Origin of the sequence: Cupriavidus pampae (genome assembly GCF_914271485.1) — a bacterium.
Taxonomy (GTDB): Bacteria; Pseudomonadota; Gammaproteobacteria; order Burkholderiales; family Burkholderiaceae; genus Cupriavidus; species Cupriavidus pampae.
In genome coordinates, this window is the sequence record NZ_CAJZAG010000002.1 from 395,952 (window position 1) to 419,245 (window position 23,294).

Here is a 23,294-nt window from a genome sequence, read left to right on the forward strand (position 1 = left end):
GGCCTCAGCGCGGTGCCGACAGGTCCCGCGCCATGGCCGCCAGCGCCTCGGCCATGGGTCCGAGCGTGCGGTCGCCGCGCCGCAGCAATCCGATCGGTTCCTCGGTGCCCTGCGTGTCGATGGGCAGCAGCATGAGTTCGCCATCGGCCACGGCACGTCGCGCGGCCGATAGCGGCGCGGCCCATACGTGTTCGCCCTGCGCCGTGATCAACCGACCGAGGTACGCGTCGGCGGTCTCCAGGCATGCCGGTGGCAATGACAGGCCATGCCGCGACAGCAGACTTTCTATGCTGTGACGCGGAATGGAACCCTGCGCCGGGATCACGAGCGGGTACGCGAGCACATCCAGCATGGTCGGCCGCTCGGTCGCCGCCAGCGGATGGCCGGCGCGTACCGCGAGCACGAGCGGTTCGGGGCCCAGCGATTCGAACCACAGCCCCGCCATGGCGGTCGGGTCATCCATGCGCGCAATGGCGATATCGATCTGGTCTGCCTTGAGGGCTTCGATCAGCTCTCGATTCATACCGGTCTGCACCACGAGTGCGACCTCCGGGTGGGCACGGCGGAACTGCGTGACGGTATCGAGCAGCAACGCGGGCACGATGCTCGGGAGCGCGCCAAGCCGGATCCGCTCCACAGTGGCGGCGGTCACGCCAGCCAGGCTATCGGCGGCCGCATCGACGCTATCGAGTACACGCATCGCCAGGCCGAGAAACTGCACGCCCGCCGTGGTGAGCTGGGTGCCTGAGCGCTGGCGAATCAGCAGGCGCGTACCGGCCAGTTCCTCGAGTTCGTTCAGGGTTTTCGAGATCGCGGGCTGCGTCAGGCCCAGTTGTTCGGCCGCGCGCCCCAGCCCGCGCGCCTGTGCGACGGCCACGAAGCAGTGCAGGTGCCGCAGGCGTACGCGCGAGCGGAACGCTGCCGATCGCATGCCCGCAGCCGCTTCATCTTCACCGCCGTCGGTGGGCTTTCTCATAACTTAAATTCATGCTTCATTGACGAAATCTCAATTTACATGAAGTTTTTGCGCGCATAAAGTGCTAGCCAACAAGTTATGGAGACAATGCGATGACGCGCCTTGCCCAATACCGCCGTCCTTGGTGGAACACCCAACCCGACTATCGATACGATCCCTATGGCTCGACGCAACTGCGCGCGCCGCAGCAGGCGCTGATCCCGATTGCGCAGTCATTGTCCGAAATCACCGGCCCGACTTTCGGCCCGGAGTTCGTCCATCAGGGCGACAACGACCTGACCGTCGGCAACGGCGGCGAACCGATCGGCGAGCGCATTCTGGTCACGGGCCGGGTGCTCGACGAGAATGGCCGTCCCGTGCCAAACGCGCTGATCGAGATCTGGCAGGCCAACGCGGCCGGACGTTACACGCACAAGCGCGATCAGCACGATGCACCGCTGGACCCACATTTCTCGGGGGAAGGTCGCACGATCAGCGATGCCCAGGGCCGCTATCAGTTCAAGACGATCAAGCCGGGCGCCTATCCCTGGCGCAATCACCACAATGCCTGGCGGCCTCAGCATATCCATCTGTCGCTGTTCGGCAATGCCTACGCCACGCGTCTGGTCACGCAGATGTATTTCCCCGGCGATCCGCTGCTCGCGTTCGATCCGATCTACCAGTGCGTGCCCGATGAAAAGGCGCGCGAGCGGCTGATTGCGACATTCGACTGGGAAACCACGCAGCCCGAGTACGCGCTCGGCTACCGCTTCGATATCGTCTTGCGCGGGCGCGACGCCACGCCGATGGAGTAACAGACATGCTCTACGCCACTGCATCCCAGACCGTTGGCCCGTACCTGCATATTGGCCTGGCAGGACTGGATTGCGTCGACCTGACCGCCGACGCGCCAGAACTCGCCAGCCATCGCATCGTCATCGAAGGCCGCGTTATCGACGGTCGCGGCGACCCCGTGCCCGACGGCATGGTCGAGATCTGGCAGGCCAACCCGGCCGGCCGCTATCGCCACCCCGATGATCAACGCGAGTTACGTCTGACCGCGGGCTTCACCGGCTTCGGGCGTGTGCCAACGGGCCCGAATGGCGAATTCCGCTTTGTCACCGTCAAACCCGGCGCGGTGCCGGACGCGGACGGCAAGCCGGAAGCCATGCAGGCGCCGCACATCATGGTGTCGGTATTCATGCGTGGGCTGGTCAAGCACGTTGCCACGCGTATGTATTTTCCGGACGAAGTCGCTGCCAATGCGAGCGACCGCGTGCTGGCACTGGTACCTGAGTCGCGCCGCGGCACGCTGATCGCGAGCGATGACGGCAGTGGTACGCTGCGTTGGAACGTCGTGCTACAGGGCGACGGCGAGACCGTGTTCTTCGATATCTGAACGCATGACAAACACTCCCGCGCGCGGCTCGGCGCGCCTGATGGCACCGATGTTCGGCAGCACCGCGACGCTGGCGATCTTTGACGACACCAGCACGGTCCGACGCATGCTCGACGTGGAGGCGGCTCTGGCCCGTGCCGAGGCAAGCTGCGGCGTGATTCCCGAGGAGGCGGCTGCCGTCATTAGCGCGGTCTGCGCCGACCCGAGCGTGATCGACCTCGATGCACTAGCGCAGAGTGCGGTCGCGGCCGGCAATCTCGCGATTCCATTCGTCAAACAGCTCACCGCCGCGGTGGCGCAACGCGACGGCCACGCCGCGCGCTTCGTGCACTGGGGTGCGACTAGCCAAGACATCATCGACACCGCGCTGGTGCTCCAGTTGGGCGACGCGTTGCGAGCCATCGATGCGGACCTCGTCGGCCTCGGTCAGTGCGTCGCGGCACTGGCCGCCCGGCATCACGCAACGCCGATGGTGGCACGCACCTGGCTCCAGCATGCGCTGCCCACCACGTTCGGCCTCAAGGCTGCGGGCTGGCTCGACGCGTTGCGTCGCGATCTGGCCCGCGTCGATGCGGCACGCACGCAGGTGCGTACGCTGCAGTTCGGTGGCGCGGCGGGCACGCTCGCGAGTCTTGGCGCCGCCGCGCAGGCGGTATCCATCGCCTTCGCCGATCAGCTCGATCTGCAACTTCCGGCACTGCCGTGGCACACCCACCGCGATCGTCTGGTGGAGGTTGCGACAACGCTTGGCATGCTCACGGGCACGCTGGGCAAGATGGCGCGCGATATCTCGCTGATGATGCAGACCGAGATTGCCGAAGTCGCGGAGCCTTCCGGCCCGGGGCGCGGAGGCTCCAGCACCATGCCCCACAAGCGCAATCCGGTCGGCTGCGCGGCGGTCCTCACCGCAAGCCTGCGTGTGCCGCCCTTGGTGGCGACGATGTTGGCCGGGATGGTGCAGGAGCATGAGCGTGCGTTGGGCGGCTGGCAGGCCGAGTGGGAGACGCTGCCGCAGATCGTCACGCTGGCGGCGGGAGCCCTTGCGCAGATGCGCGAGGTAGCTGGCGGACTTCAGGTCGACGCGGCACGCATGCGCGCCAATCTCGATATCACCCATGGGCTGATCCTCGGAGAAGCGGCCATGCTCGAGCTTGGGGGGCGCATCGGACGGTTGCCGGCGCACCACCTCGTGGAGGCTGCGTCGAAGCGCGCGGTGGCCGAAGGCACGAGCTTGCGCGATGCGTTGCAGTCGACATTGCAAGCCGAAACCGAACATGCGGGACTGCTTGACGAAGCGACACTTGACCGCCTGGCCGATCCCGCCAACTATGCAGGCGAATCGTCGCGATACACCGATGCCGCCGTGCAAGCCTGGCAGCTTGCGCTGGCAGCGCGTCCATCGCACTGACTTACTAAAGGAGACCCTCTTGCCTGATTCCATTGATGACGCCAAGCTCGCCGGCGACGCCGCACGATATGAAGCCGGACTCGCCGTGCGTCGTGACGTGCTGGGCAGCGCGCACGTCGATCGTTCGCTCGCCAGGCTCACGCCGCTCAACGAGGAGTTCCAGAATCTGATCACCCGCTATGCATGGGGCGAGATCTGGACGCGCGAAGGCCTGCCGCGCCATACGCGCAGTCTGTTGACCATCGCGATGATGGTCGCGCTCAATCGTGGCGAGGAACTCAAGCTCCATCTGCGCGCCGCCGCCAACAATGGCGTGACGATCGACGAGATCAAGGAGGTGCTGCTGCAGACCGCGATCTATTGCGGCGTGCCAGCGGCCAACTCGGCCTTCCATGCCGCCGAGGAGATCTTTGCGACATCAGATTCTGCGGCGTCAGGCTCGGCGCCTGACGCTTCGTCGAAGTAACGGCTTTCGTCTCACAGCAACCGAATCGCGGCGTTCCAGACGCGCTGGCAGTACTGCGGCGCGGTCGGCCGCTCGAACTGGCGGGCGGTACGTTCGCAGACTTCCGGGGACGGATGGACCAGTTCGGCGCCGCCGGAGGTCGCCTTGATCTGGGCCTGGCAGGCACGCTCGAGGTAGTAGATGTTGACGAACGCCTCTTGAATCGTGGTGCCCGCGGCCAGCAGGCCGTGGTTGCGCAGGATCATCGCCTTGTGCTTGCCGAGGTCCGCCACCAGCCGTTCGCGCTCCGCGAGTTCGAGGGCGATGCCTTCGTAGTCGTGATAGGCAAGCCGATTGTAGAAACGCAGCGAATGCTGCGAGAGCGGCAGCAGGCCCTTGCGCTGGGCCGATACCGCGATGCCATCGGCGGTGTGGGTGTGGATCACGCAGGCCAGGTCGTGGCGCGCCATGTGGACGGCCGAATGGATCGTGAAGCCAGCCGCGTTGACCTGCTGCAGGGCAGAATCCACGCCATCGTGGCTATCGACGGCACGCCCCTCGGTGTCGATCTTGACCAGTGTTTCCGGCCGCATCTCGTGGAACAGCACGCCGTAGCGGTTGATCAGGAAATGATCTTCGCTGCCGGGCACGCGCGCGCTGATATGCGTGTCGATAATATCCGTCATGCGAAAATGCGCGATCAACTGGTACAGCAGTGCCAGATCGCGGCGCACCGTGGCTTCAGTCTGGGGTTCATCGAGACCCGCCAACTCGGGAGACTCGGGGGGCGGCGCGGTAGTTACCGTTGCAATCACGTCATCGAGGTTCAAGGTCGGCTCCCTGGTGAACTTGGAGCCGCTATCGTAACGCGCGGTGAGCCTTTCGAGTAGAGGAAAAATCCCCTCTCCGGCGGGGAGAGGGGATCGACCCTGCATGCAGCTTCAGTCCCTTCCGGTCAGGCGTCCGTCGTCGCCGGAGCGGCGGCAGCGCTGTTCCCTGCGGTGCGGCGCAGGCCCTCATCCTCCTGCGACACCAACGGTTGCGGACGCGCATTCGTCGAGTGCTCGGCCGGTGCTTCCTTCAACAGCATGGCCTCGTACGCGTCGCGGCGCGCCTTCACATCCGGATCGCGGAATACGCCCTCGTAGTTGCTCGTCGCGATCTTCGTGGAGATTCCGCTCAGCGGCGGCTGGTCCGCGGGCACCGTCACATGCGCGGCCAGTGCGTCGAAGATGTGATACATCGGCGTGAGGACCTGAGTGTTGAGCGCATACGCCGTTTCTCCGTGCGCCTTGATACCGACCGCCAGCGCGTCCGTACCGAACAGCAGCCGATCCTGATGCTGACGGAACATATAGAGCCAGTTGTTGCCCGCATCGCCAGGCGCTTCGGTGAGACGGAGGAACGCATTCCGGGTAGGCTCGTCGGTCATCTCCCGCTCCACGACCGCCTTGAAATTGGCGACCGCTTCCATGTACTCCCGCCCGATGCCCCTGCCGCCGATGCGGTGCATGGCGGCCAGCGTCTTGTCTCCCAGATCGTCCGCCTTGTCCGAGCGGCCACCCTCCTCCGAGAACGCCTTGTACAGGCGCAGCAGATTCTGGATGCCGTCGCGGATCGGCTTCGACAGGTTCTCCGTCTGCAACTGGTCGTAGACGTTCTCGAGGATGTCATGCGCGATGAAATCCCACGACAGGTCCAGCGACAGTACCTGCTTCCGGGTACCGTCGGCGGCGGTCGCCATCAATTCCGGACTGCGCAGCAGCGTATCGAGTTGTTGCGTGTGGTCCTTGCTCTCCGCGGTAAAGCGCGAGATACCGGCGCCGTGCGCCCAGACGATCTTCGGAACGATCGGCGGCACATCCTTGGCGCCCGGCAGCGTGGCGAGCACGTCGTTGCTCTTGTACTCCATGCGCCCGACCCATTGCCTGATCGCGGCGAACACCTGCTGCGCGTACTGATCCTTGGATCCCGGCTCGCTACGATCGCAATGCAGGATCAGCGGCAGGCCGGCCTGCGCGCACGCGTTGAACAACTCCTGCGTGGCAGGACCATTGATGATGGGGTTATGCGGGTTCTTGCCCGAAATGATCTCCTTCTTCAGCGTGACCTCGCCTACCGCCTTGAAGACGCCGGGATACTCGCGCAGACGGTCCTTGATCGCCTGCGAGATATTGGGGCCATTGGTCACGTCGAAGCCGGTGATGCTCAGATCGAAGCGGTCCTTGTCCTTGTCCGAGAGCTTCTGAAACTGGCCGGCAAGCGGAAAGTCGTGGTCGCGGTAGTCGATCGGGTGCTGGGAGTTGGCGTAGTACTTGCGCTCGGGCGTTGGCAGATAGACCTGCGAGGGGATACCCGCCAGGTTCGTGATCTGGATATTGTTGCGATCCATGTAGCCCACGAGCTGGCTCAGCGAGTTGATGCGTCCCGAGTAGCTGGTCGGGTGGAAGTGCGCATCGTGCTGCGGCGGAAAGGCAAGGTCGACCAGTTCGCCGCTGAAACGCAGGCTCATGGCACCCGCCATCAGGCCGCGATGCACTTCGGGCATCGCCTGCTGGTCGCGCCAGAGCGACGACACCATCTCGTCCGCCGCATGCTGCAGGGTCGCGTCGGCATCGATCGGGAACTCGCGGGCGAGCGTCTCCTCGAAGCCGCGCGGCAGCGCGCTCCGCATCCGCTGCATCAGCTCCTGCTGGCCGACTCCGGCCGCCGCTTCCTCATCTTCCCGCACCGGTCCGTCCGGGGCCTGCCGCTGCCGTTCCTGGACGACGCGGAGAAAGTCTCCCGGCGTGAACTCGCCGCTGCTGAAGGCAGTCTTCAGTTGATCGGCGATGACCCGTGCCCCGTCCGGCGTCGCACCTTCCGGACTCGCGAAGCGCGTCATGAACGCCTGGACGCGTGGTTCATTGGAGACGAGGACAGGATTCAGCTGATTGCGCAGCACGAGCATGCTCGACGCGAGCCGGTCCGGAACCTTTCCTTTGAACGCCTCGTTGAGCATGCGATCGATGATCCCCGGCAATTCGGTCCGATCCTTGCCCGGGGGCAGCGCGTTGATCGCGTCGGCGACGTCGCGCGCGAGCACACGTTGATGGCCATCGGGAGCCAGCGCCATCAGCACCTCCTCCGCCGACTTATGGCCCTCCGCGTAGGCGGTCAGGTTGGACACGAACGCCTGTGCACCGGCGCGCCGGTCACCCTCGCGCACTGCCGCGAACGTCGGCATAAGCGTATCCACCAGCTTCATCACGCGTGGATTCTGCGCGACGAAGCCAGACAGACCATTGTTCTGGAACACGCTCTGCAGCACCAGCGCTTCTACGTCACGAATGCGATTGCCGATGTCCTGCAAATCCGGCTGGATCGGATTGCCTGCCGCGGCGCTCTCGCGTGTCTTGCCGATCGACTCGATCACGGTCTCGAGCATCCGCACGATTTCGTGCTCGGTGCCGGTGAGCGGCTCGGCACCTTCCTTGAAGGCGTCCAGTGCGGCCTGCATGCGCGACTCCATGGCCGTGGCCTTGCCATGATCGTCGAGCTGGTCGGCCGCCCGGCCGCGGAATGCCGCCCCACTCAGGACGGCCATGGCATCGTCGTACTCCGCCTTGCGGCTGACACCGCCCGCCGACATGAGATTCTCGCGAATGCCAACGCCGACGGCATCCAGCATGTTCTCGAATCGATCGAACGCCGAAGACCGGATCTGCCGCGACACGACGTCGCTCGCGGCAATGCCGAACTTGTTGGCGTGCTTGCCCGGATCGGCGGCCGTCGCGGTGAACACCAGCCGTACGACCTGGGCGATCAGCAGGTAGGCACCGATGCCGCAGAACACCGTCAGCGCATTCTGTCCCGGCTTGTTCTCGATATTCTCGCCCGCGCCACGGATCAGGCCATACACGCCCGCACCCAGTACGCCGCCGATGATCTTCGAAATCACCTCCTGCGTCTTGATCGCCGACGTGGTGCGGTCCATCCACGGTCCATCGGCCTGCAGATAGATCCCGTCGCGGATGGTCCGGTTATGCGCGGTCTCGGGGAGGTCCTTGGCATCCGTAACGCCATTCCGCTGCAGCGTATGCTTCGCCCCCATCGAAACCACGCCCTGCCCCGCGAGACTCATCACCCCGCCCGAGATGAGCGACCTGAGGATCTGCCCGTTCGCGTTGCCACTCATCCAGGAGCTCTGGCTGAGCAATGCGCTGGATAGCCCGTAGAGCGCGAGATTGGTCATCGCCAGAAGCAGGTCCCCCGCAATGGCCTTGTAGGAGCCCGCATTGGCAGAACCGCCGTAGGACATGCGCAGTTGCGGTGTGGCGCCGCCCAGGGTGCGCTGCACCCACGCCGCCGCCTCTCCGGCCGGTGCGGCGGCGAACGCCAGGGCAACCGAGTACATGTACGTCTGATGGCGCGCTTCCGAGAATGGCACCGACATGATGGTCGGGATCAGGAAACTCAGTGCGTTGTTGGTGAAAGCGCCCGCCACATTGCCCGCGTACTGTTGCAGCGACGGCGTCACCGCGGCGTTCGGCGCCTTCGACAGTTGCCGCAGGTGCGTGCTGACCTCGTTCAGGTAAGACTGCATGGCATCGTCGTACGTCTTCAGCGCGGCTTCCGTCGGATTGGGGGTTGCCCGCAATGCGTCCGCCGCGGCGGTCAGCTCGGTTTGCCTGCGCTCGAGTGCAGCCGGCAGTTCGCCATGCGCCGCGGGCAGCCCGCGGCGCATGGCGGTGTGCGGTTCGGCGGCAACGGCACCTTCCCGGATCGCCAGGCCATCGGGTCGAGCCGGAGCGCGCGTTCTGGTCCGGCTGTCGAGTTTGGCGGGATTGCGCCTCCCGGTGTAGACCTCGAGCTCGTGATCGAGGGGTTTCGAACTTGGACCGGCGACGGCAGATGGGGCTGGCATGGTTTTGACTCTCCTTGTGCATGACGGCGTCCGGCACTGGATGTCCGACGCCATGGACAATTAGTACGCAATCGCACCGGATGTCGCGGGCGCTTTCCGAAATGGCACGTGGAAAAGCGAAACATCGATGCCATATCGATATGCGGCATCGGCGCATGCGAAGCGTGTGTGCCGATGCCGAACCGTTGGCGGAGGCGCGGCGCGGCGCATGACTACGCTCGCGCTATTTCCCTTCCGGAGATCCGACTTGTCCCGCCCATTCCGGTTCGAATGCCACGGCCTGGCTACTGTGGCTGCCGTCGCTGCCTTGAACGCGATGGCTTGCAACGCGGCGCACGCCGACTGTTTCGACGAGGCCGCCGCGTACCATCACGTCAATCCGCACGTGCTGCGTGCCATCGCATGGGTGGAGTCGCGCAATCGTCCCGATGCGCGCAATGTGAACCAGAACGGTTCGATCGACTATGGCGTGATGCAGGTGAATTCGATCCACCTGCGCAAGCTGTCCGAGTACGGCGTGGATGCGTCGACGCTGATGGAGCCCTGCAAGAACGTGTATATCGCGGCGTGGCACCTGCGCAAGCAGGTCGATCGCTACGGCAACACGTGGGCGGCCGTCGGTGCCTATCATTCGGCCACGCCCACACTGCGCGATGGCTATGCCGCCAAGGTGCAGGCCGTGCTGCGGCGCTGGGGACATGACACTGGCACGCAGTAGTCGCTCCCCGAGTTAAGCCACATCTCAAAGGCGCCACGGCGGCGCCCGTCTTGCCCAACCTGCTCTTCTACACTGCCTGCATGGCGAGTTCCAGCCCCAACAGGGATTTGCCCTGCTCCGCCGCGCGCGCCAGCGTGGCGTCCGCCGCGCGGGCGCTTAGCGTCGCGTCGAGCCGATACCCACCGCCGTACACCGCCTTCAGCTTGAATCCGGCTTCGCCATCGAGGCACATCTTGCGGCGCACCTTGTAGATGTGTTGTTCGAGTGCGCGAGCCACCTGCTCGGGCGGTTGACCCCAGATGTCCATCGCAATACGCGGCCGCGTCAGCAGCGCGCCCGGCAGCGAGAAGAACAGCCACGCCAGCGCGAACTCGCGCGCGGTCAGGCCCACGTTCTGCCCGCGCAGGAGCGCGGTCTGCGATGGCCGGTCCAGCAGGTACTCGCCGATCTCGATATGCGTGACCTGCCTCGACTGCTCGCGCAACCGCGCCACGCAATGCACGGTGCGCGCATGCAGCTCCTCGACGTGGAACGGTCCCACCGCGATATCGTCGCCGCCCATCGCAAAGGCACGCGCCATGGCGTCGCGCTGCGGAAACTGCCCGATCACGAGAATCGCATAGTCGCTGCGCGCATGACATGCGCGCCAGGACGCAATCCGGCTGACCGCATCGAGATCGAAGTCCGCGTCGATCACGACCACATCGATGGCCTCCCGCGAAGCCAGATGACGCAGGAGGTCGAGCCGATCATGGAAGTAAGAAGGATTCCAGTCGGACTCCATCGTCGAGAACGCCGCAATGGTCTGCCGCACGGCCTGATTCCGGGTGAGCAAGGCAAGTTTCACGGAGGATTACCCCTTCTGGTTTGAACCGCAATGTTGAGCTTCTGCCGCCGCGCTCCCGCTACGAGCGCGCCCTTCCTGTCAACGGGAATGGCTGTGGCGGCATTATTGTTGGGGTGGTGCAATACGGCTTAAGACAGACTTAAATGCGAGGCTGATGATAAGGAACTTAAGCGTGCGGTTCATCAGAGTCTTTTGCAAAACTGTAAATGGAGCCGGTTACATCGCCCGCACGCACGCAGCCGGTTAACGTGCGTGTGCGGCTAACGTGCAGCGATCGGTGTGTATCTCGCACGGCGCGTGCCCCACTTTGGCTATCTCGCCTTTCCAAAATCGTGCGGAATTTAGCAAAAGCACGGCAAAGCCCGAAATCGACCTGAAAGTGCCAAAAAACATCCGCTTACATTTTGTTTCCAAATGCGAATAAGCAGATGGCATGAAACATTGCCGTGACCTGCCCCGGATATGCTTGCTGACTAGTAGCGCTGCGGCATTCAGGCCCATGGCCAGAAACCCATAGCAAATGGCCCGCAGACGCGGCAGCCAGCCCACCCGCGCGGGGCAACAATTCATACACTGGTTTGGAAACAGCGACGGCAAGCGCGCCGTTCGCTAACGAACCAGGGGTAGTGTATGAACGCAGCAACTCAAGCCGCGCCTGCGCGCGAGCTCAATCATTTCATCGACGGTCGACGCGTTGCAGGCGTCAGCGGGCGCTTCAACGATGTGTTGGACCCCGCGCTGGGCCGCGTCACGGGCCGTGTGCCGGTGGCCAACGTTGACGAGGTGGCCGCCGCGGTCGCCGCTGCCAAAGCGGCATTCCCCGCATGGAGCGAAACCCCTCCCCTCAAGCGCGCGCGACTGATGTTCAAGTTCAAGGAACTGCTCGAGGCGCATGCCGACGAACTGGCCGAGCTGATTACGCGCGATCACGGCAAGCTGCTCTCCGATGCAAAGGGTGAAGTGGTACGCGGCATCGAGATCGTCGAACTGGCGTGCGGCATTCCCAGCCTGCTCAAGACCGATTTCACCGATCAGAGTGTCGCGGGCATGGACGCGTGGAACCTGCGGCAGCCGGTGGGCGTCGCGGTCGGCATCACGCCGTTCAACTTTCCGATGGTGGTGCCCTGCTGGATGTTCGTGATGGCGGCCGCTACCGGCAACACGTTCGTCCTGAAGCCCTCCGAGCGTACGCCCTCCGCCTCGATCCGTCTGGCCGAGTTGTTCATGGAAGCCGGTTTCCCCAAGGGCGTGTTCAATGTGTTGCATGGCAACAGGCATTCGGTCGACGCGTTGATCACGCATCCCGACGTGGCCGCGGTCTCCGCCGTGGCATCGACGCCGGTGGCCGAGCATATCTATGGTCTGGGCGCGGGGCACGGCAAGCGCGTGCAGGCGCTGGGCAGTGCCAAGAACCACCTCGTCGTGATGCCCGATGCCAATCTTGATCAGGCCGTGGAAGCGTTGATCAACTCGGCTTACGGCTCGGCGGGCGAACGCTGCATGGCGACGTCGGTCGCGGTGGCCGTGGGCCGCACCGGCGATGAATTGATTGCACGCCTGGCCCCGCGCGTGCGCGCGCTCAGAATGGGTGCGGGTATCAACGACAAGCTCGATCTGGACATGGGTCCGCTGATCAACGCGGCGCATCATGCGAAGGTGACGGGCTATATCGAATCGGGCGTGGCGGCGGGTGCGAAGCTCGTGGTCGACGGCCGCGGCGTGGCACCGCCAACGGGCTACGAGGAAGGCTTCTTTATGGGTGGCTCACTGTTCGACGACGTGACAGCCGATATGCGCATCTATCGCGAGGAGATCTTCGGACCGGTGCTGTCGGTGGTGCGCGTGCCGGATCTGGCCAGCGCGATCGCGCTCGTGAATGCGCATGAGCTGGGCAACTGCGTGTCGCTCTTTACCGCTGATGGCGCCACTGCGCGCGCCTTTACGCGGCAGATCCAGGCCGGCATGGTGGGGATCAACGTGCCGAGTCCGGTGCCCTCCGCCTGGCATTCGTTCGGCGGCTGGAAGCGCTCGCTGTTCGGCGATCATCATGCGTACGGCGAAGAAGCGGTGCGCTTCTACACCCGCTACAAGAGCGTGATGCAGCGCTGGCCCGAGAGCATCGACAAGGGTGCGGAGTTTGCCCTGCCCTCGTCGAAGTAAGCTGGATCGATAGAACCAGGGGGCCGGGAGCGAACTCCCGGCACTCTGGTCAACCGGCGGTGGCCTTGTGATAGGCCTTGTCGGCCTCGTTGTACGCCACGTCGGTGACCTGATCCTTCGCGGTGTCCTTGATGGCCTCCGGCAGGACTTCCTTGACGGTACGCGTGGCCGCGCCCTCCACGGCCGATTCCGCCACGTTGACCGCGCCCTTGATAAACGCCCCCGCGCCGGGCACGCCAATGCCGCTGATAGCGGCGCCGGCCAGATCGAGGCCAGCTTCCTTCTCGGCCGCTTCGATCTCCGCCTTGCTGCCACCGCCGGCCGCCACCGAGGCCACCTTCAGCTGGCCCGAGACAAAGCTCGTTCCCACCGAGATCGCGCCCGCGATCAGATTGCCCACGCCCGGGATGATCTTGACCACCGCGCTGACGATCTGACCGACGATCTCGACGATCTTCGAGAACACCTTGAGCACGCCCTGCAGGAACTTCATAAAGCCGCCGCCCTTCGACTTCTTCTCCTCGGGCTGATCCTGGGTGCCCGCAATCATCGCGCCCGCGGCGGCCTGGGCTTCCGGCGTGGTCGGCTCGTGCGACGGCGGAATCTCGGGTGGCGGCTGATCCTTGGTCTTGAGGTTGCCAACGAACTTGTCGAGATCCGCTTCACTGATCTTGCCGTCGTCTGCCGCGTGGATCGGATCGCCAGAATGGCCGCGCTTGCCGTTGTCGAGCATGCCGAACAGCAGCGGATCGTTGAGCAGCTGGTTGGCCGCCTTCTTCACCGACTCGCTCGCGTTGGGATCGTCGGCGATCTTTTTCAGCTTGTCGCGGTTCATGGTGCCGCCATCGAAAAACGTGCCGCGATTGTCCTGCAGCGTCTTGATGGTTTCGCGCTCGTCGGGGTTCAGATTGATCTCGTGCGAGATCGCATCGCACAGGTGGCCGCGCGAGATCGAACCACCGGGCGCGATCTGCGCGAAGGCATCCGGATGTTGCAGCATGTATTGCGCGGCGGCGATGACCTGCGGCGGCATCTTGCCCATGCCACCGGTGCCACTGACCATGTCCTCGAGCGTCTCGCGCGAGATGTTCTTGGGCAGATAGTCCGAATAGCGATACATCTCGCGCATCGCGTCGTTCTGCGTCATCGGCCGCGGCTTGGCATCTTTATCGGCTTCGTCCGACGGAATATAGTTGTCGACGAAGATGGCCGCCTGCTGCTGGTTGAACTCGCGAATCTCGCCGCGGCGCTCCGTCAACCGCTCGATATCCTTGCCCGAGAACTTGCCGTCCACCTTGCCGTTCTTGCCGGAGTCGACCATGGCGATCAGCGACGGGTTCTTCTGCATCTGCTGCAGCGCCTGACGCAGATCGTCGGGCGTCTTCGGGTCGTCAATCTTGGCCTGAATGTCCTTCTCGTTCTTGGGCAAGTCCTTCTGATGACGGCCCAGCACCGCGATGGTCTGGATATCGGCGTCGTTCAGCGGCGTGCTGTCGTCCTTGATGATGAAGTTGGAAAAGTCCTTGCCGCTCGCGATGTTGTCCTTGCCGCCGAGGTGTTCCTTGAACTGCGCGCCGCCATCGGCGGTCAGCGCCTGCGCGGCCGCACGCAGCTCGGGCGGTGCATTCTCGTTGTTGGCAAGCGCCACCACATCGTCGTAGCTAAGCATCTTGCCCTGCATCGACGGATCGGTGTCCATCCAGTTGTAGACGGTGCGCGCGGCCTGACCGAACGACGGCGGTTCGGGGGGCTGCTGCGGTGGCGTCTCGACCGGCGGTGCATCGGCGGGCGGCGCCTCCACGGGCGGCTGGTCGACCACCGCGGTGGTGACCTGAGGCGGTACTGCCGGGCGCTCGGTGCCCGGTGGAATCACGAGGCCGGTATTGACGTGAATCGGCAAGGCGGGCGTCAAGGGCGCCGAAGGCAGCGTGACCGGCGCGCTGACGCCATACGCCGACAGATCGATCGGCAACTCGGCCGGATCATCGAGACCCGCCGCGATCACCGACGGATCGCGCGGCAGCGCAAGGAACTGGGCCGGGCCGTGCTGGGACAGTGGCATCATCATGACCGGTGCGGCCAGCACCTGCGGCGCATTGCCCTGCACCGGCAGCAGAACGCGTCCCGGTGCCTGCGGCGTCCGAAACATGGCGCCCACCTGCTCATCGATCGCAGTGGTATCGGCTGGGGGTTCGTCCACCGTGGTGGGCGGCAGGGTCGTATCTGGGCGATCCGCGGTGATTCGAAGTTCCATCATTGCCTCTCGATAAGCTGACGTGAATGACGCCGGCACGGGCCGGGGCTCGGGAGGATTATGAGAAGCACCCCAATGCGTGGCGGGCCCGATGCGAAACGCAGCGGCTCCATGCGAACCGCTTCGCCACCGCTATCGCCGGTTCGCAGGCGCGTTCGCGTCACGCGCGAATGCTTTCTACTGTCGGGGCTCCATCCACGTCATGTCACGACCACACCATGGCTCGTATCCCCAGCAACGGCTCTCACGCGCCGCCGCCACCGCCGCCTCCGGCCGGTGGCCACAACTCGAACGGCAATAACGGTTCGAACGGACCGAATGGTCCGAACGGCCCAAACGGTCCCAATGGCCCGAATGGTCCCAACAATGGCAATAACGATGGCTCCGGCGGCACGACCGATCCGTCGGTGCTCAACAGCGCGATGACGCAGCTGGTCCTGCAGGTGGGCCAGATGATCATCGGGCAGGCCCGCAAAAACAAACCGCCCGATCCCGACAGCGACGAATGACGCCTCGTCCGCGACGAGAAACGCCCGGCCCCGCCGGGCGTTTTGCCGTCAGGGCGCGGCCGCCACGGCGGCGGCGGGCAGCATCGGCAACGGCGCGCGCTGGGCCGACACCGTGCGCATACCCGCCACCGCGCGCACATCGCGCACCACGGTCGGCACCGCGGGCAGCGTACCGACGATGCCGGTGGGACCGCTGGTGGTATCGCCATTGAGGTCTGCCGGGCTCGGTGCGCGCAGGATGCGCGGCGTCACCAGGAACAGACGCTGGAACTTCTGCCCGGACTGGTTGCGATAGCGGAACAACCCGCCGATCCATGGGATCTTCGACAGGCCCGGCACGCCGGTTTCCTGCCGCTGGTCCTGTACCGCGGTATAGCCCGCGATCAACAGGCTCTCGCCTTCCGAGATCAAGGCCTGCGTGTCGATCGTGCTGTTCGATACCACCGGCAGGTTGCTGACGGTTTGCGACGTCAACTGGCCATCCTCGATATGCACGTTGAGCCGGATCTGCGACGGCGCGCCACCATTGTCGGAGCCGGGCACGATCATCGGCAGCACACGCAGCGACACGCCGGCCGAGATGCCGTACAGATCCGCCGACTGGTAGCCGGACACCGGCACATAGAAGGTCTGCTTGTTGTCCATCACGGCTTCGACGTTGTCGAGCGTGGCCACCTTGGGGCTCGCGTTCAGCGTGGCCTGGTCGGTCTGGGCCAGCGCACTGATACGTGACAGCAGGTACTTGCCGGCGCCACCGAGCACCGCCGTGAACACGCCGCCCACCGGCGTGGTCGGCAGCAGCGTGTTGCCGGCGCGGTCACGGTCGTTGGGGTTGCCGAAGCCGTTCGGATTCAGCGAGCCCGGATAACCAGCCTGCGCGTTCTGTCCGTTGCCGATCTCGAAGTCCACATGGCCCGAATGCGCGCGCCAGTCGACGCCGAGCTGCTGCAGCGCGTTGTCGGTGATCTCGATGATATTGGCATCGATCTCGAGCACGGCGGGCCGCACGTCGAGGGTTTCGATCAGCGACTGGAACGAACCCATGCGATCGGGACGGCCGCGTACCAGAATCGAGTTGGTGCGCGGATCGGCCTGGATGATCGGCCGATCCTCCGGATAGACGTCGGTCACGCGCCCACCGCGACGTGCCGCCGGTGCAGCCCCGCCCTCGCCTGCCGCCGCGCCACCGGGCAACGGCGCGTTGGCGCCACCGCCGCCGCCTCCACCGGTCAGCCCCGGCAGGCCAATGATCCAGCCGCCCTGCGACTCGGGTTGTCGCGGACGACTGCCGCCGCCCGGCGAGCCGGTATCGGTCTCGGAGACATTGCGCAGGCGGCGCGCATCCGACTGCGGCGCGGTCTGCGAACCGATGCGGCCGCCATCGGGCTGATACAGGTCGCGCAGCATATTGGCCACGCCGCGAATCGTGATCGACTGGCCATCGACGGTCACGGTATGGTCCGAGGCCCACGCATAGCGCAGCGGAAACACACGCACGGCCTGACCGTGCTGCTGATCCACATGATTCTGATCGACGAGCTTGGCCACGTCGTTCACGAGTTCGACATAGCGCGGCGGGCCGGACACCACCGCCGTGCGCGCGTCGTCGTCGAAGCGAATCGGAAAGCGCGGATCCTCGATCTGCAATTTGGATAGCGAGCGGCGCAGCGCCGCGGTGGAGGCCGCCGACAGACCGATGGTGGTCGATACCACCTCGTCCGCGCTATAGATGCGTAACACCGCGCCATCGTAGTACCAGATAAAGCCGAAGGTCGCCGCCATGCGTTCGAGCATCAGTTGCGGACGCGTGTCGAAGCGCCCGCTGACGGTGCCTTTGACCTTCGCCGAGATCTGCACGGCCACGCCCGCGCTGGCGCTGATATCGCGCAGCACTTCCTGGATGTCCTTGCGGTCCGCCACATAGCTGATATTGCTCGAGCGCCACGGAATCGGCGCCGCCAGCGCCGCGGGTGCGAACATCGCCGAGAACGCCTGCAAGCCGAGTACCAGGCCGATGGCAGCGGTGCGCAGCGGCCGGCGCGCGCGAAAGGCAATGTTGCGGGATCGGTTAGCCATGGATGGTCTCGGACGGCGATTCGTGGAATTGGCGGCGATAGTTCTTCAACAGCGAGGAGCGGCTCGTAAAGCCCCAGCGGCTGGCGGTGTCGAGCACGGTGGCCTGTGTGCGCGTGTCGTCGAGCAGCTCGCCGCGCACGCCTTCCAGCCGCAACTGACGGATCAGCGCACTGGGCGACATCCCGAGCGATCGTTTGAACTCCATCTGCAACGCGCGCTCCGTCACGTCGATATGCGCAGCCACTTCGCGCGTGGTCAGCGTGCTGTGGCCGATGTTCTCGACGATGTAGAGATAGGCGCGACGGTACTTGGCGGGCAGACGTCCGGCGATATCATCCGCGCGGGCCTGGGCAGCAGAATCGGCGCGCGGATCCTGCGCGCGCATCGATATCACCTCGGTGCGCAGCCGGTGCAGCGCTTCCTGCGAATAGATCATCCATAGATCGAGTGCGGAGGCCACTTGTCCGCGCAGCGCAGCCACCTTGCCGCTCGCATACAGCAGATCCAGATGACCACGCACCGCGCCAGCGGTATCGCCGCGCTTGTCGAGCGTGCTGTAGAGCCGGTCCGTGAGCAACGAGAAGCCGCCGCCGAGCGCGGCCATCAGCGAATCGATGCGCATATGCGCGTGTACCACCGTGCGCTCCGGTAGGGACAACGCATCCATGCGCGTCGGCAGCATGCGCGCCGCGTCGCCGTCTCCGGCGGCGGTGGCGGCGAGTTCGGTCAGGTAGGACGCGTGACGCGCCATGAGCGTGAGGGTCCACGGGCCGCTCGCGATGCCGCGCAAGGACGCCGCCACCGCCGCATCCTGCGGCAATGAGGATGGCGAAGCTGCGCGCACCGATTGCCAGAACACATGGTCGGCCAGCCCCGGCGACCAGCGGATGGTCAACTGAATGCCGATATCGAGCGCCAGCAGTTCCACCAGTTCCGCCCACAGCTTGTCGTCGGCCATGGCCGCACTGTTGCGCGCCTGGGCAATCGCATGCTCGGCCGCGCGCTGGTGGCCAAGCTGATGATCAATCAGCGCCAGCGCGAGCGCCGCTTCAGTTCGTTCGGCTGCACTGGCGGCATCGTCATGCATGATGCGCGTGAAGCAGTTGCGCGCCAGGCTGGTGCGGTTGCGCTTGAAGGCCTGCCAGCCGGTGTTGCGGCACGATACGAGTCGAAGCTGCTCGGCGTCGCGGCATACGCGCTGGGCGCGTGCATAGCCTTGCTCTGCTTCTTCATCGAGGTCGCGCAAGGCCAGCGCGTCGGACAGGGCCTGCAGCCGCACCATCGCCGTCACGCCCAGCTGCCGCTCGTCGCCGTCGGCGGCATCCGCCACCAACGCGTAGGCCTGTTGCCAGTCAGCCTCGAACACTGCCTGCGCGTAGCGCGGCAGATGCGCGCGGGCGGCAATGCCGCTTGCCAGCGCAAAATAGATTCCGCTCACCATCTGACTTCCCCTTCTTCGTTATGCGTCGTTGCCTGGGGCTTCCGTTCCAGCAGAAGTTGAGACAACGATAGCGAAGAAGCGCTCGCATCAAACTCAAGAAACTCACACGCAATTCTCAATTTTTACGCGGTGAATTTCTTCGCTCGATGTTCGTTCGCGCATGCGTCAGTGACGCAGCTTCTCGAGCAGGCTGGAGAATCCGGTGAAGTGGATGGCATCGCGTACTTGCACGGAGATCGCGCCGATCATGGCGACCAGCAGGACCACGCCGATCAGGCCGCGCAGTGGCTGGCTCAGCGAGTTCGGCTCGAGCTTGCCCGCGGCGCGGCCGATGATGGATAGCCCGACGTCGATCAACACCAGCGCCAGCATGATGGGCGCGCAGATCTTGACCGCAGTGCTCAGCATGCCATTGCCTTGATCGATTGCCAGCGAGGCCGCGGCGTTGCCGAGGTCCGGCACGGCAGAGATCAATGGCCACCAGTGGTACGACTCGAATAGCACGCCCAGCAGCACGGTCATGCCGCCCGAGATATGGAACAGCGTGATGGTCAGTTGCACGAGCAGCGAGGCGACCGGTGTACTCTGGTCGCCGTGCATCGGGTTGGTCATCTGCACGTTGTTGAAGCCTGCCAGATCGTCGATAAGCGTGCCCGCGGATTCCGCGATCCAGAAGATGATCGATGCCAGGTAACCGATCATCAGGCCGATGAAGGCTTCTTTCATCGTCAGCAGCAACATGTCGGGAATCGTGAGGTTCTCGAATGCCGCTGGCGATTGGCCAGCAGCGATAAACCACGTCATCAGGTAGCACGCGCCCGCGCGCACCGCGCCGGGCACGGCCTGCGACGACATGGCCGGCAGCACGAGGAAGATCGTCGTGACGCGAATGCCGGAGAGCGCGATCAGGAACAGCAGCCCATGGGCCTGCGTGTTGAGCGCAAGCAGCGCGCCGAGCGTGTTGGCGTCTATCGCGGAGTCGAGCATGGGCTAGGCGGGTCGCGCGGCGGCGCGGGTGCGTTTGCGGGCGTGCAGCCGTGCGGCGGCGGTTTCGGAGGATTCTTCGTCGAGGGCGGCCTCGGCGGCGCGTTGAGCGGCGTCGATCATGGCTTGCAGCCGTTCCTTGCAGGTGTCGCGCGATGTCTCTGCACGCAGCAACGCGCGCTGCGCGGTATCGACCTTCTGCTGGGCGGAGACGCGGTAACGCTCGGCTACTTCGATGGCTTGATCGGCGGCTTTCAGTTCGTCCTCGAGGTAGCGCAGGTAGGCGACGTGCATCAGGTAGGAAGCTGGCGCGAGGTCACGCGACGAAAGCAGACGCGCCAACTCGGCCCGACCTGCATTGAGCCGGGCCTGCGCCTGCGCGCGGGCCTCGCGTGCGGCGGCTACGGCGGCCTCGCGCTCGCGTAGTTCCGCGCGCCGCGCGCGCAGGGCCTCGTTGGCGCGATCGACCGCGCGCACCTTGACCACGAGCACGGTGCGCCAGGCGCGCATGGTCTGACTCATGGATCATTCCTGCGCGTAGCTGATAACGATGCCAGCGGTCTCGAACGCCTCGGCGTGTTCCTGTGTGCCCTGCCCCAGAAAGGCTTCGAGCTCTTCGTGCCGTGCGATCGCCTCGTCGGCGAGCGGATCGTTGCCGCTTTGGTATTCGCCGACCTGCAGCAGGGTTTCCACTTCCGCATAGCGTGCGAGCAGCTTGCGCATGCGGCCGGCACCGGCCATATGGTCCTGGCTGGCCACCAGTGGCATCACGCGGCTCAGGCTGTTGAGGATATCGATTGCGGGATAGCGATTGCGGGACGCGATATCGCGCGAGAGGATCAGGTGGCCGTCCAGAATGCCTCGCACTTCCTCGGTAACCGGATCGCTGCCGCTTTCGTCTTCGGCCAGCACCGTATAAAGCGCGGTGATCGAACCGACGTCGCTGGTGCCGGCGCGTTCGAGCAGGCGCGGTAGTTCGGCAAAGATCGATGGCGGGAAGCCGCGGCGCGTGGGCGGCTCGCCGGCGGCGAGGCCGATCTCGCGCTGGGCGCGGGCGAAGCGGGTGAGCGAGTCCATCATCAGCAGCACGCGCAGGCCCTGATCACGAAAGTACTCGGCTACGGCTGTGCCTACGTAGGCGGCCTTGGCGCGTTCGATCGACGAGCGGTCCGAGGTCGCGCACACCACGACCGTGCGGCGCATGCCGGCTTCGCCGAGGATGAGCTCGATAAACTCGCGCACTTCGCGCCCGCGCTCGCCGATCAGCACGATAACGCTGATGTCGCAGTCGGTGCCACGTGCCAGCATGCCGAGCAAGGTGCTTTTGCCGACGCCAGCCGGCGCGAAGATGCCCAGACGCTGGCCTTCGCCGAGGGTCATCAGGCCGTCGATGGCACGTACGCCGGTGGCGATGGCGGTGTCGATGAGCTTGCGGCGCATCGGGTCGGGGGCGTTGGCGAACACCGGGACATATTGCGTGGCCTCGATCGGCCCCAGGCCGTCGATGGGCTCGCCAAGGCCATCGATCACGCGGCCGAGCAGACCCTGGCCCACGCCGATGGCCAGTGCGCGGCCGCTGCCGACTACGCGAGTGGCGCGGGACAGGCCGACGGTGTTGCCAAACGGGGCCAGCAGCAGCATGCGGCGGCTGAAGCCGACGACTTCGGCGCGTTGCAGCAGCGCGCCGGACGGTGCTTGCAGCTCGCAGATCTCGCCGAGCGAGGCGTCGAGCCCGCCGACGTGCAGCAGCGTGCCGGTGACCTCGACGATCTTGCCGTAACGCGCACCGCCCTCGGATGTGGCCAGCGCACGATCGATCCGGTCGGCGAAATCGAGGATGGTGTTCATGCGGTCATCTCGTGAGGGTTCTCGTCGATATTCGCGCTGGCGTATTGGCCCTCATCGGCCGATTCGAACGAAGTGGGCGCGGGCGAGGCCATCAGTTCGCGCTCCAGCAGTCGCTGCAGCGAGGCCATCTCCTCGTCGAGGCTGGTCACGAACACGCCGTTGTCCCATTCGCAGCGGCAACTGCCGGCCGGCGCGGCCGCGTCCGGCACCACGTCGAACGCGGCATTGCGGCCGACGGTGTCGCGCAGCAGGCCAAGCGCCTCGCGGGCGCGGGCCACATCGTCGGGGTGCACCGTGAGCGTGACGAACGACGCCTCGTCGATCAAACGCTGCAATCGCAGCGTGACGCGCGCGAACAGCGCGTCGCGATCGCTCTCGCAGACCACCCGCTCTACTGCTGCCATGACCAGATGCGCGAGCCGTGCCTGCGCGCTGGCCATCGTGGCATAGGCGTCGTATGTCTCGTGCAGCATCACGGCGTTGGCCTCGTCGTGCGCGCGGCGCAGGCCCTCTTCGTAGCCCTGTGCCGCGGCGGCTTCCCAGCGTGCCTGCGCGGCGGCGTCGGTGGCCTCGGCATGCGCGATCGCCGCCTGACGGATCGCGGCAGCCTGCGCATGGGCGTCACCGACGATCTGGCGGGCCTCCGTTTCGGCGCGCGCCAACGCGTCGTCTATCGACAGCACGGCGGCGTACTCGTCCGCACGCAGGACATCGCCCTGCACGCCGACGCGCTCCCGATAGCGTTGCTTGCGGTCGAGCCAGACGATCATGTCCACTCCGGCATCCATTGCGACAGGCGGAAGAAAAAACGCGTGTTCTCGGCTTGCGTATGGTCCAGGGCAAGGCGCTCCGGGTGTCTTTCGTTGCCCGGATAGCCGGCAAGCGTGGCCAGCGCAGCAGCCGCCGGTTCGCCGGCGAGCAGCCGGGCGAGGCCGTCGCGCGCCAGCGCGTCGGCCTCAAGCGCCGGCGGGAGCGCCAGCACAGTTTCACCGTCCTCGGCGGCCGCGCCGCGCAGCAGTGTCAGCACACTGCTGCCGCCCACAGCGACGCCCATCGCCGACAGGCCGGCGCGATCGATGCAGCGCCGCACCGCGGAGCGGCGCGCGAACAACGCGCGCAATGCCAGTAGTTGCCGCCGCCGCGCGGGCGACGCCACGCAGACTCGTGCGGGCGGACGCAGGAACGCGTCAGCGGGCACCACGCTGGCGAGCGTGGCGGCGCGACGCCAGCGCGCTGCGCCGCCCAAGCTAAACCCCTCGCACAACCGGGCCTCGTACTCATGCAACGCGGCCAACGTCAGTGTCAAGGCGTCCGGCTGCCCAGCATCGGCGCGCGGCACGACCT

The 23,294-nt window shown here is 65.5% G+C and carries 19 protein-coding genes; 7 read left to right on the forward strand and 12 right to left on the reverse strand.

The features are described 5' to 3' along the window. Positions 1-4: 4 nt before the first annotated feature. Positions 5-976, reverse strand: coding sequence for a LysR substrate-binding domain-containing protein (locus LDO41_RS06080; RefSeq protein WP_223983234.1), 972 nt, complete (start codon positions 974-976; stop codon positions 5-7). Between the two features lie 92 nt (positions 977-1,068). Between LDO41_RS06080 and pcaH the strand changes: the two genes are divergently transcribed. From pcaH to pcaC, 4 genes are read left to right on the forward strand one after another with little or no spacing between them, the layout of a single operon-like run. Then, the gene (gene pcaH / locus LDO41_RS06085; protein ID WP_223983236.1) at positions 1,069-1,770 is read left to right on the forward strand and encodes a protocatechuate 3,4-dioxygenase subunit beta; all 702 of its coding nucleotides are present in this window, start codon (positions 1,069-1,071) and stop codon (positions 1,768-1,770) included. Between the two features lie 5 nt (positions 1,771-1,775). Then, the gene (gene pcaG / locus LDO41_RS06090; protein WP_223983238.1) at positions 1,776-2,354 is read left to right on the forward strand and encodes a protocatechuate 3,4-dioxygenase subunit alpha; all 579 of its coding nucleotides are present in this window, start codon (positions 1,776-1,778) and stop codon (positions 2,352-2,354) included. Between the two features lie 4 nt (positions 2,355-2,358). Next, positions 2,359-3,762: a 3-carboxy-cis,cis-muconate cycloisomerase gene (locus tag LDO41_RS06095; protein ID WP_223983240.1), complete on the forward strand. Its 1,404-nt coding sequence runs from the start codon at positions 2,359-2,361 to the stop codon at positions 3,760-3,762. Positions 3,763-3,781: 19 nt separating this feature from the next. Beyond that, positions 3,782-4,228: a 4-carboxymuconolactone decarboxylase gene (pcaC, locus tag LDO41_RS06100; protein WP_223983242.1), complete on the forward strand. Its 447-nt coding sequence runs from the start codon at positions 3,782-3,784 to the stop codon at positions 4,226-4,228. Between the two features lie 11 nt (positions 4,229-4,239). Here pcaC and LDO41_RS06105 read toward each other — a convergent pair whose 3' ends face one another. Both LDO41_RS06105 and LDO41_RS06110 read right to left on the reverse strand, forming a co-directional pair. Next, entirely contained in the window at positions 4,240-4,977 is a 738-nt protein-coding gene (locus LDO41_RS06105; RefSeq protein WP_223984257.1) for a class II aldolase/adducin family protein, read from the reverse strand. A gap of 185 nt (positions 4,978-5,162) precedes the next feature. Next, positions 5,163-9,113, reverse strand: coding sequence for a hypothetical protein (locus LDO41_RS06110; RefSeq protein WP_223983244.1), 3,951 nt, complete (start codon positions 9,111-9,113; stop codon positions 5,163-5,165). 316 nt (positions 9,114-9,429) lie between these two features. Between LDO41_RS06110 and LDO41_RS06115 the strand changes: the two genes are divergently transcribed. Further along, positions 9,430-9,831, forward strand: coding sequence for a lytic transglycosylase domain-containing protein (locus LDO41_RS06115; protein ID WP_223984259.1), 402 nt, complete (start codon positions 9,430-9,432; stop codon positions 9,829-9,831). A 67-nt stretch (positions 9,832-9,898) separates the two neighbouring features. On the opposite strand, the gene LDO41_RS06120 is transcribed toward LDO41_RS06115, so the two are convergent. After that, a complete protein-coding gene (locus tag LDO41_RS06120) occupies positions 9,899-10,678 on the reverse strand; it encodes a response regulator transcription factor (protein WP_223983246.1) in 780 nt (259 codons plus the stop codon). 630 nt (positions 10,679-11,308) lie between these two features. Here LDO41_RS06120 and LDO41_RS06125 point away from each other — a divergent pair. After that, positions 11,309-12,838 carry a CoA-acylating methylmalonate-semialdehyde dehydrogenase gene (locus tag LDO41_RS06125; protein WP_223983248.1) on the forward strand — a complete coding sequence of 510 codons (1,530 nt, stop codon included), beginning with the start codon at positions 11,309-11,311 and terminating at the stop codon, positions 12,836-12,838. Between the two features lie 49 nt (positions 12,839-12,887). Here LDO41_RS06125 and LDO41_RS06130 read toward each other — a convergent pair whose 3' ends face one another. Next, positions 12,888-15,095: an HrpF/NolX family T3SS translocon protein gene (locus tag LDO41_RS06130; RefSeq protein ID WP_223983250.1), complete on the reverse strand. Its 2,208-nt coding sequence runs from the start codon at positions 15,093-15,095 to the stop codon at positions 12,888-12,890. 215 nt (positions 15,096-15,310) lie between these two features. On the opposite strand from LDO41_RS06130, the gene LDO41_RS06135 reads away from it, so the two are divergent. Then, entirely contained in the window at positions 15,311-15,601 is a 291-nt protein-coding gene (locus LDO41_RS06135; protein ID WP_223983253.1) for a hypothetical protein, read from the forward strand. A 48-nt stretch (positions 15,602-15,649) separates the two neighbouring features. Here the strand turns inward: LDO41_RS06135 and sctC are convergent, their stop codons facing one another. The 7 genes from sctC to LDO41_RS06170 form a co-directional block, all read right to left on the reverse strand. Next, positions 15,650-17,677: a type III secretion system outer membrane ring subunit SctC gene (sctC, locus tag LDO41_RS06140; RefSeq protein WP_223983256.1), complete on the reverse strand. Its 2,028-nt coding sequence runs from the start codon at positions 17,675-17,677 to the stop codon at positions 15,650-15,652. Continuing rightward, positions 17,670-19,118: a helix-turn-helix transcriptional regulator gene (locus LDO41_RS06145; protein WP_223983259.1), complete on the reverse strand. Its 1,449-nt coding sequence runs from the start codon at positions 19,116-19,118 to the stop codon at positions 17,670-17,672. Before LDO41_RS06145 ends, sctC begins: the two co-directional genes overlap by 8 nt. Before the next feature lie 165 nt (positions 19,119-19,283). Further along, positions 19,284-20,105, reverse strand: a complete 822-nt coding sequence (gene sctT / locus LDO41_RS06150) for a type III secretion system export apparatus subunit SctT (protein ID WP_223983262.1) — start codon at positions 20,103-20,105, stop codon at positions 19,284-19,286. A gap of 3 nt (positions 20,106-20,108) precedes the next feature. After that, complete coding sequence (locus LDO41_RS06155) at positions 20,109-20,624, reverse strand: hypothetical protein (protein WP_223983264.1); 516 nt, start codon at positions 20,622-20,624, stop codon at positions 20,109-20,111. A 3-nt stretch (positions 20,625-20,627) separates the two neighbouring features. Then, positions 20,628-21,950 (reverse strand): FliI/YscN family ATPase, encoded by a 1,323-nt coding sequence (locus LDO41_RS06160; RefSeq protein ID WP_223983266.1) that lies wholly within the window; start codon positions 21,948-21,950, stop codon positions 20,628-20,630. Beyond that, positions 21,947-22,720 (reverse strand): type III secretion system stator protein SctL, encoded by a 774-nt coding sequence (gene sctL, locus LDO41_RS06165; protein WP_223983268.1) that lies wholly within the window; start codon positions 22,718-22,720, stop codon positions 21,947-21,949. The genes LDO41_RS06160 and sctL overlap by 4 nt, the downstream gene beginning before the upstream one ends. Beyond that, entirely contained in the window at positions 22,717-23,256 is a 540-nt protein-coding gene (locus LDO41_RS06170) for a type III secretion protein HrpB4 (RefSeq protein ID WP_223983270.1), read from the reverse strand. The genes sctL and LDO41_RS06170 overlap by 4 nt, the downstream gene beginning before the upstream one ends. Between the last annotated feature and the right edge of the window lie 38 nt (positions 23,257-23,294).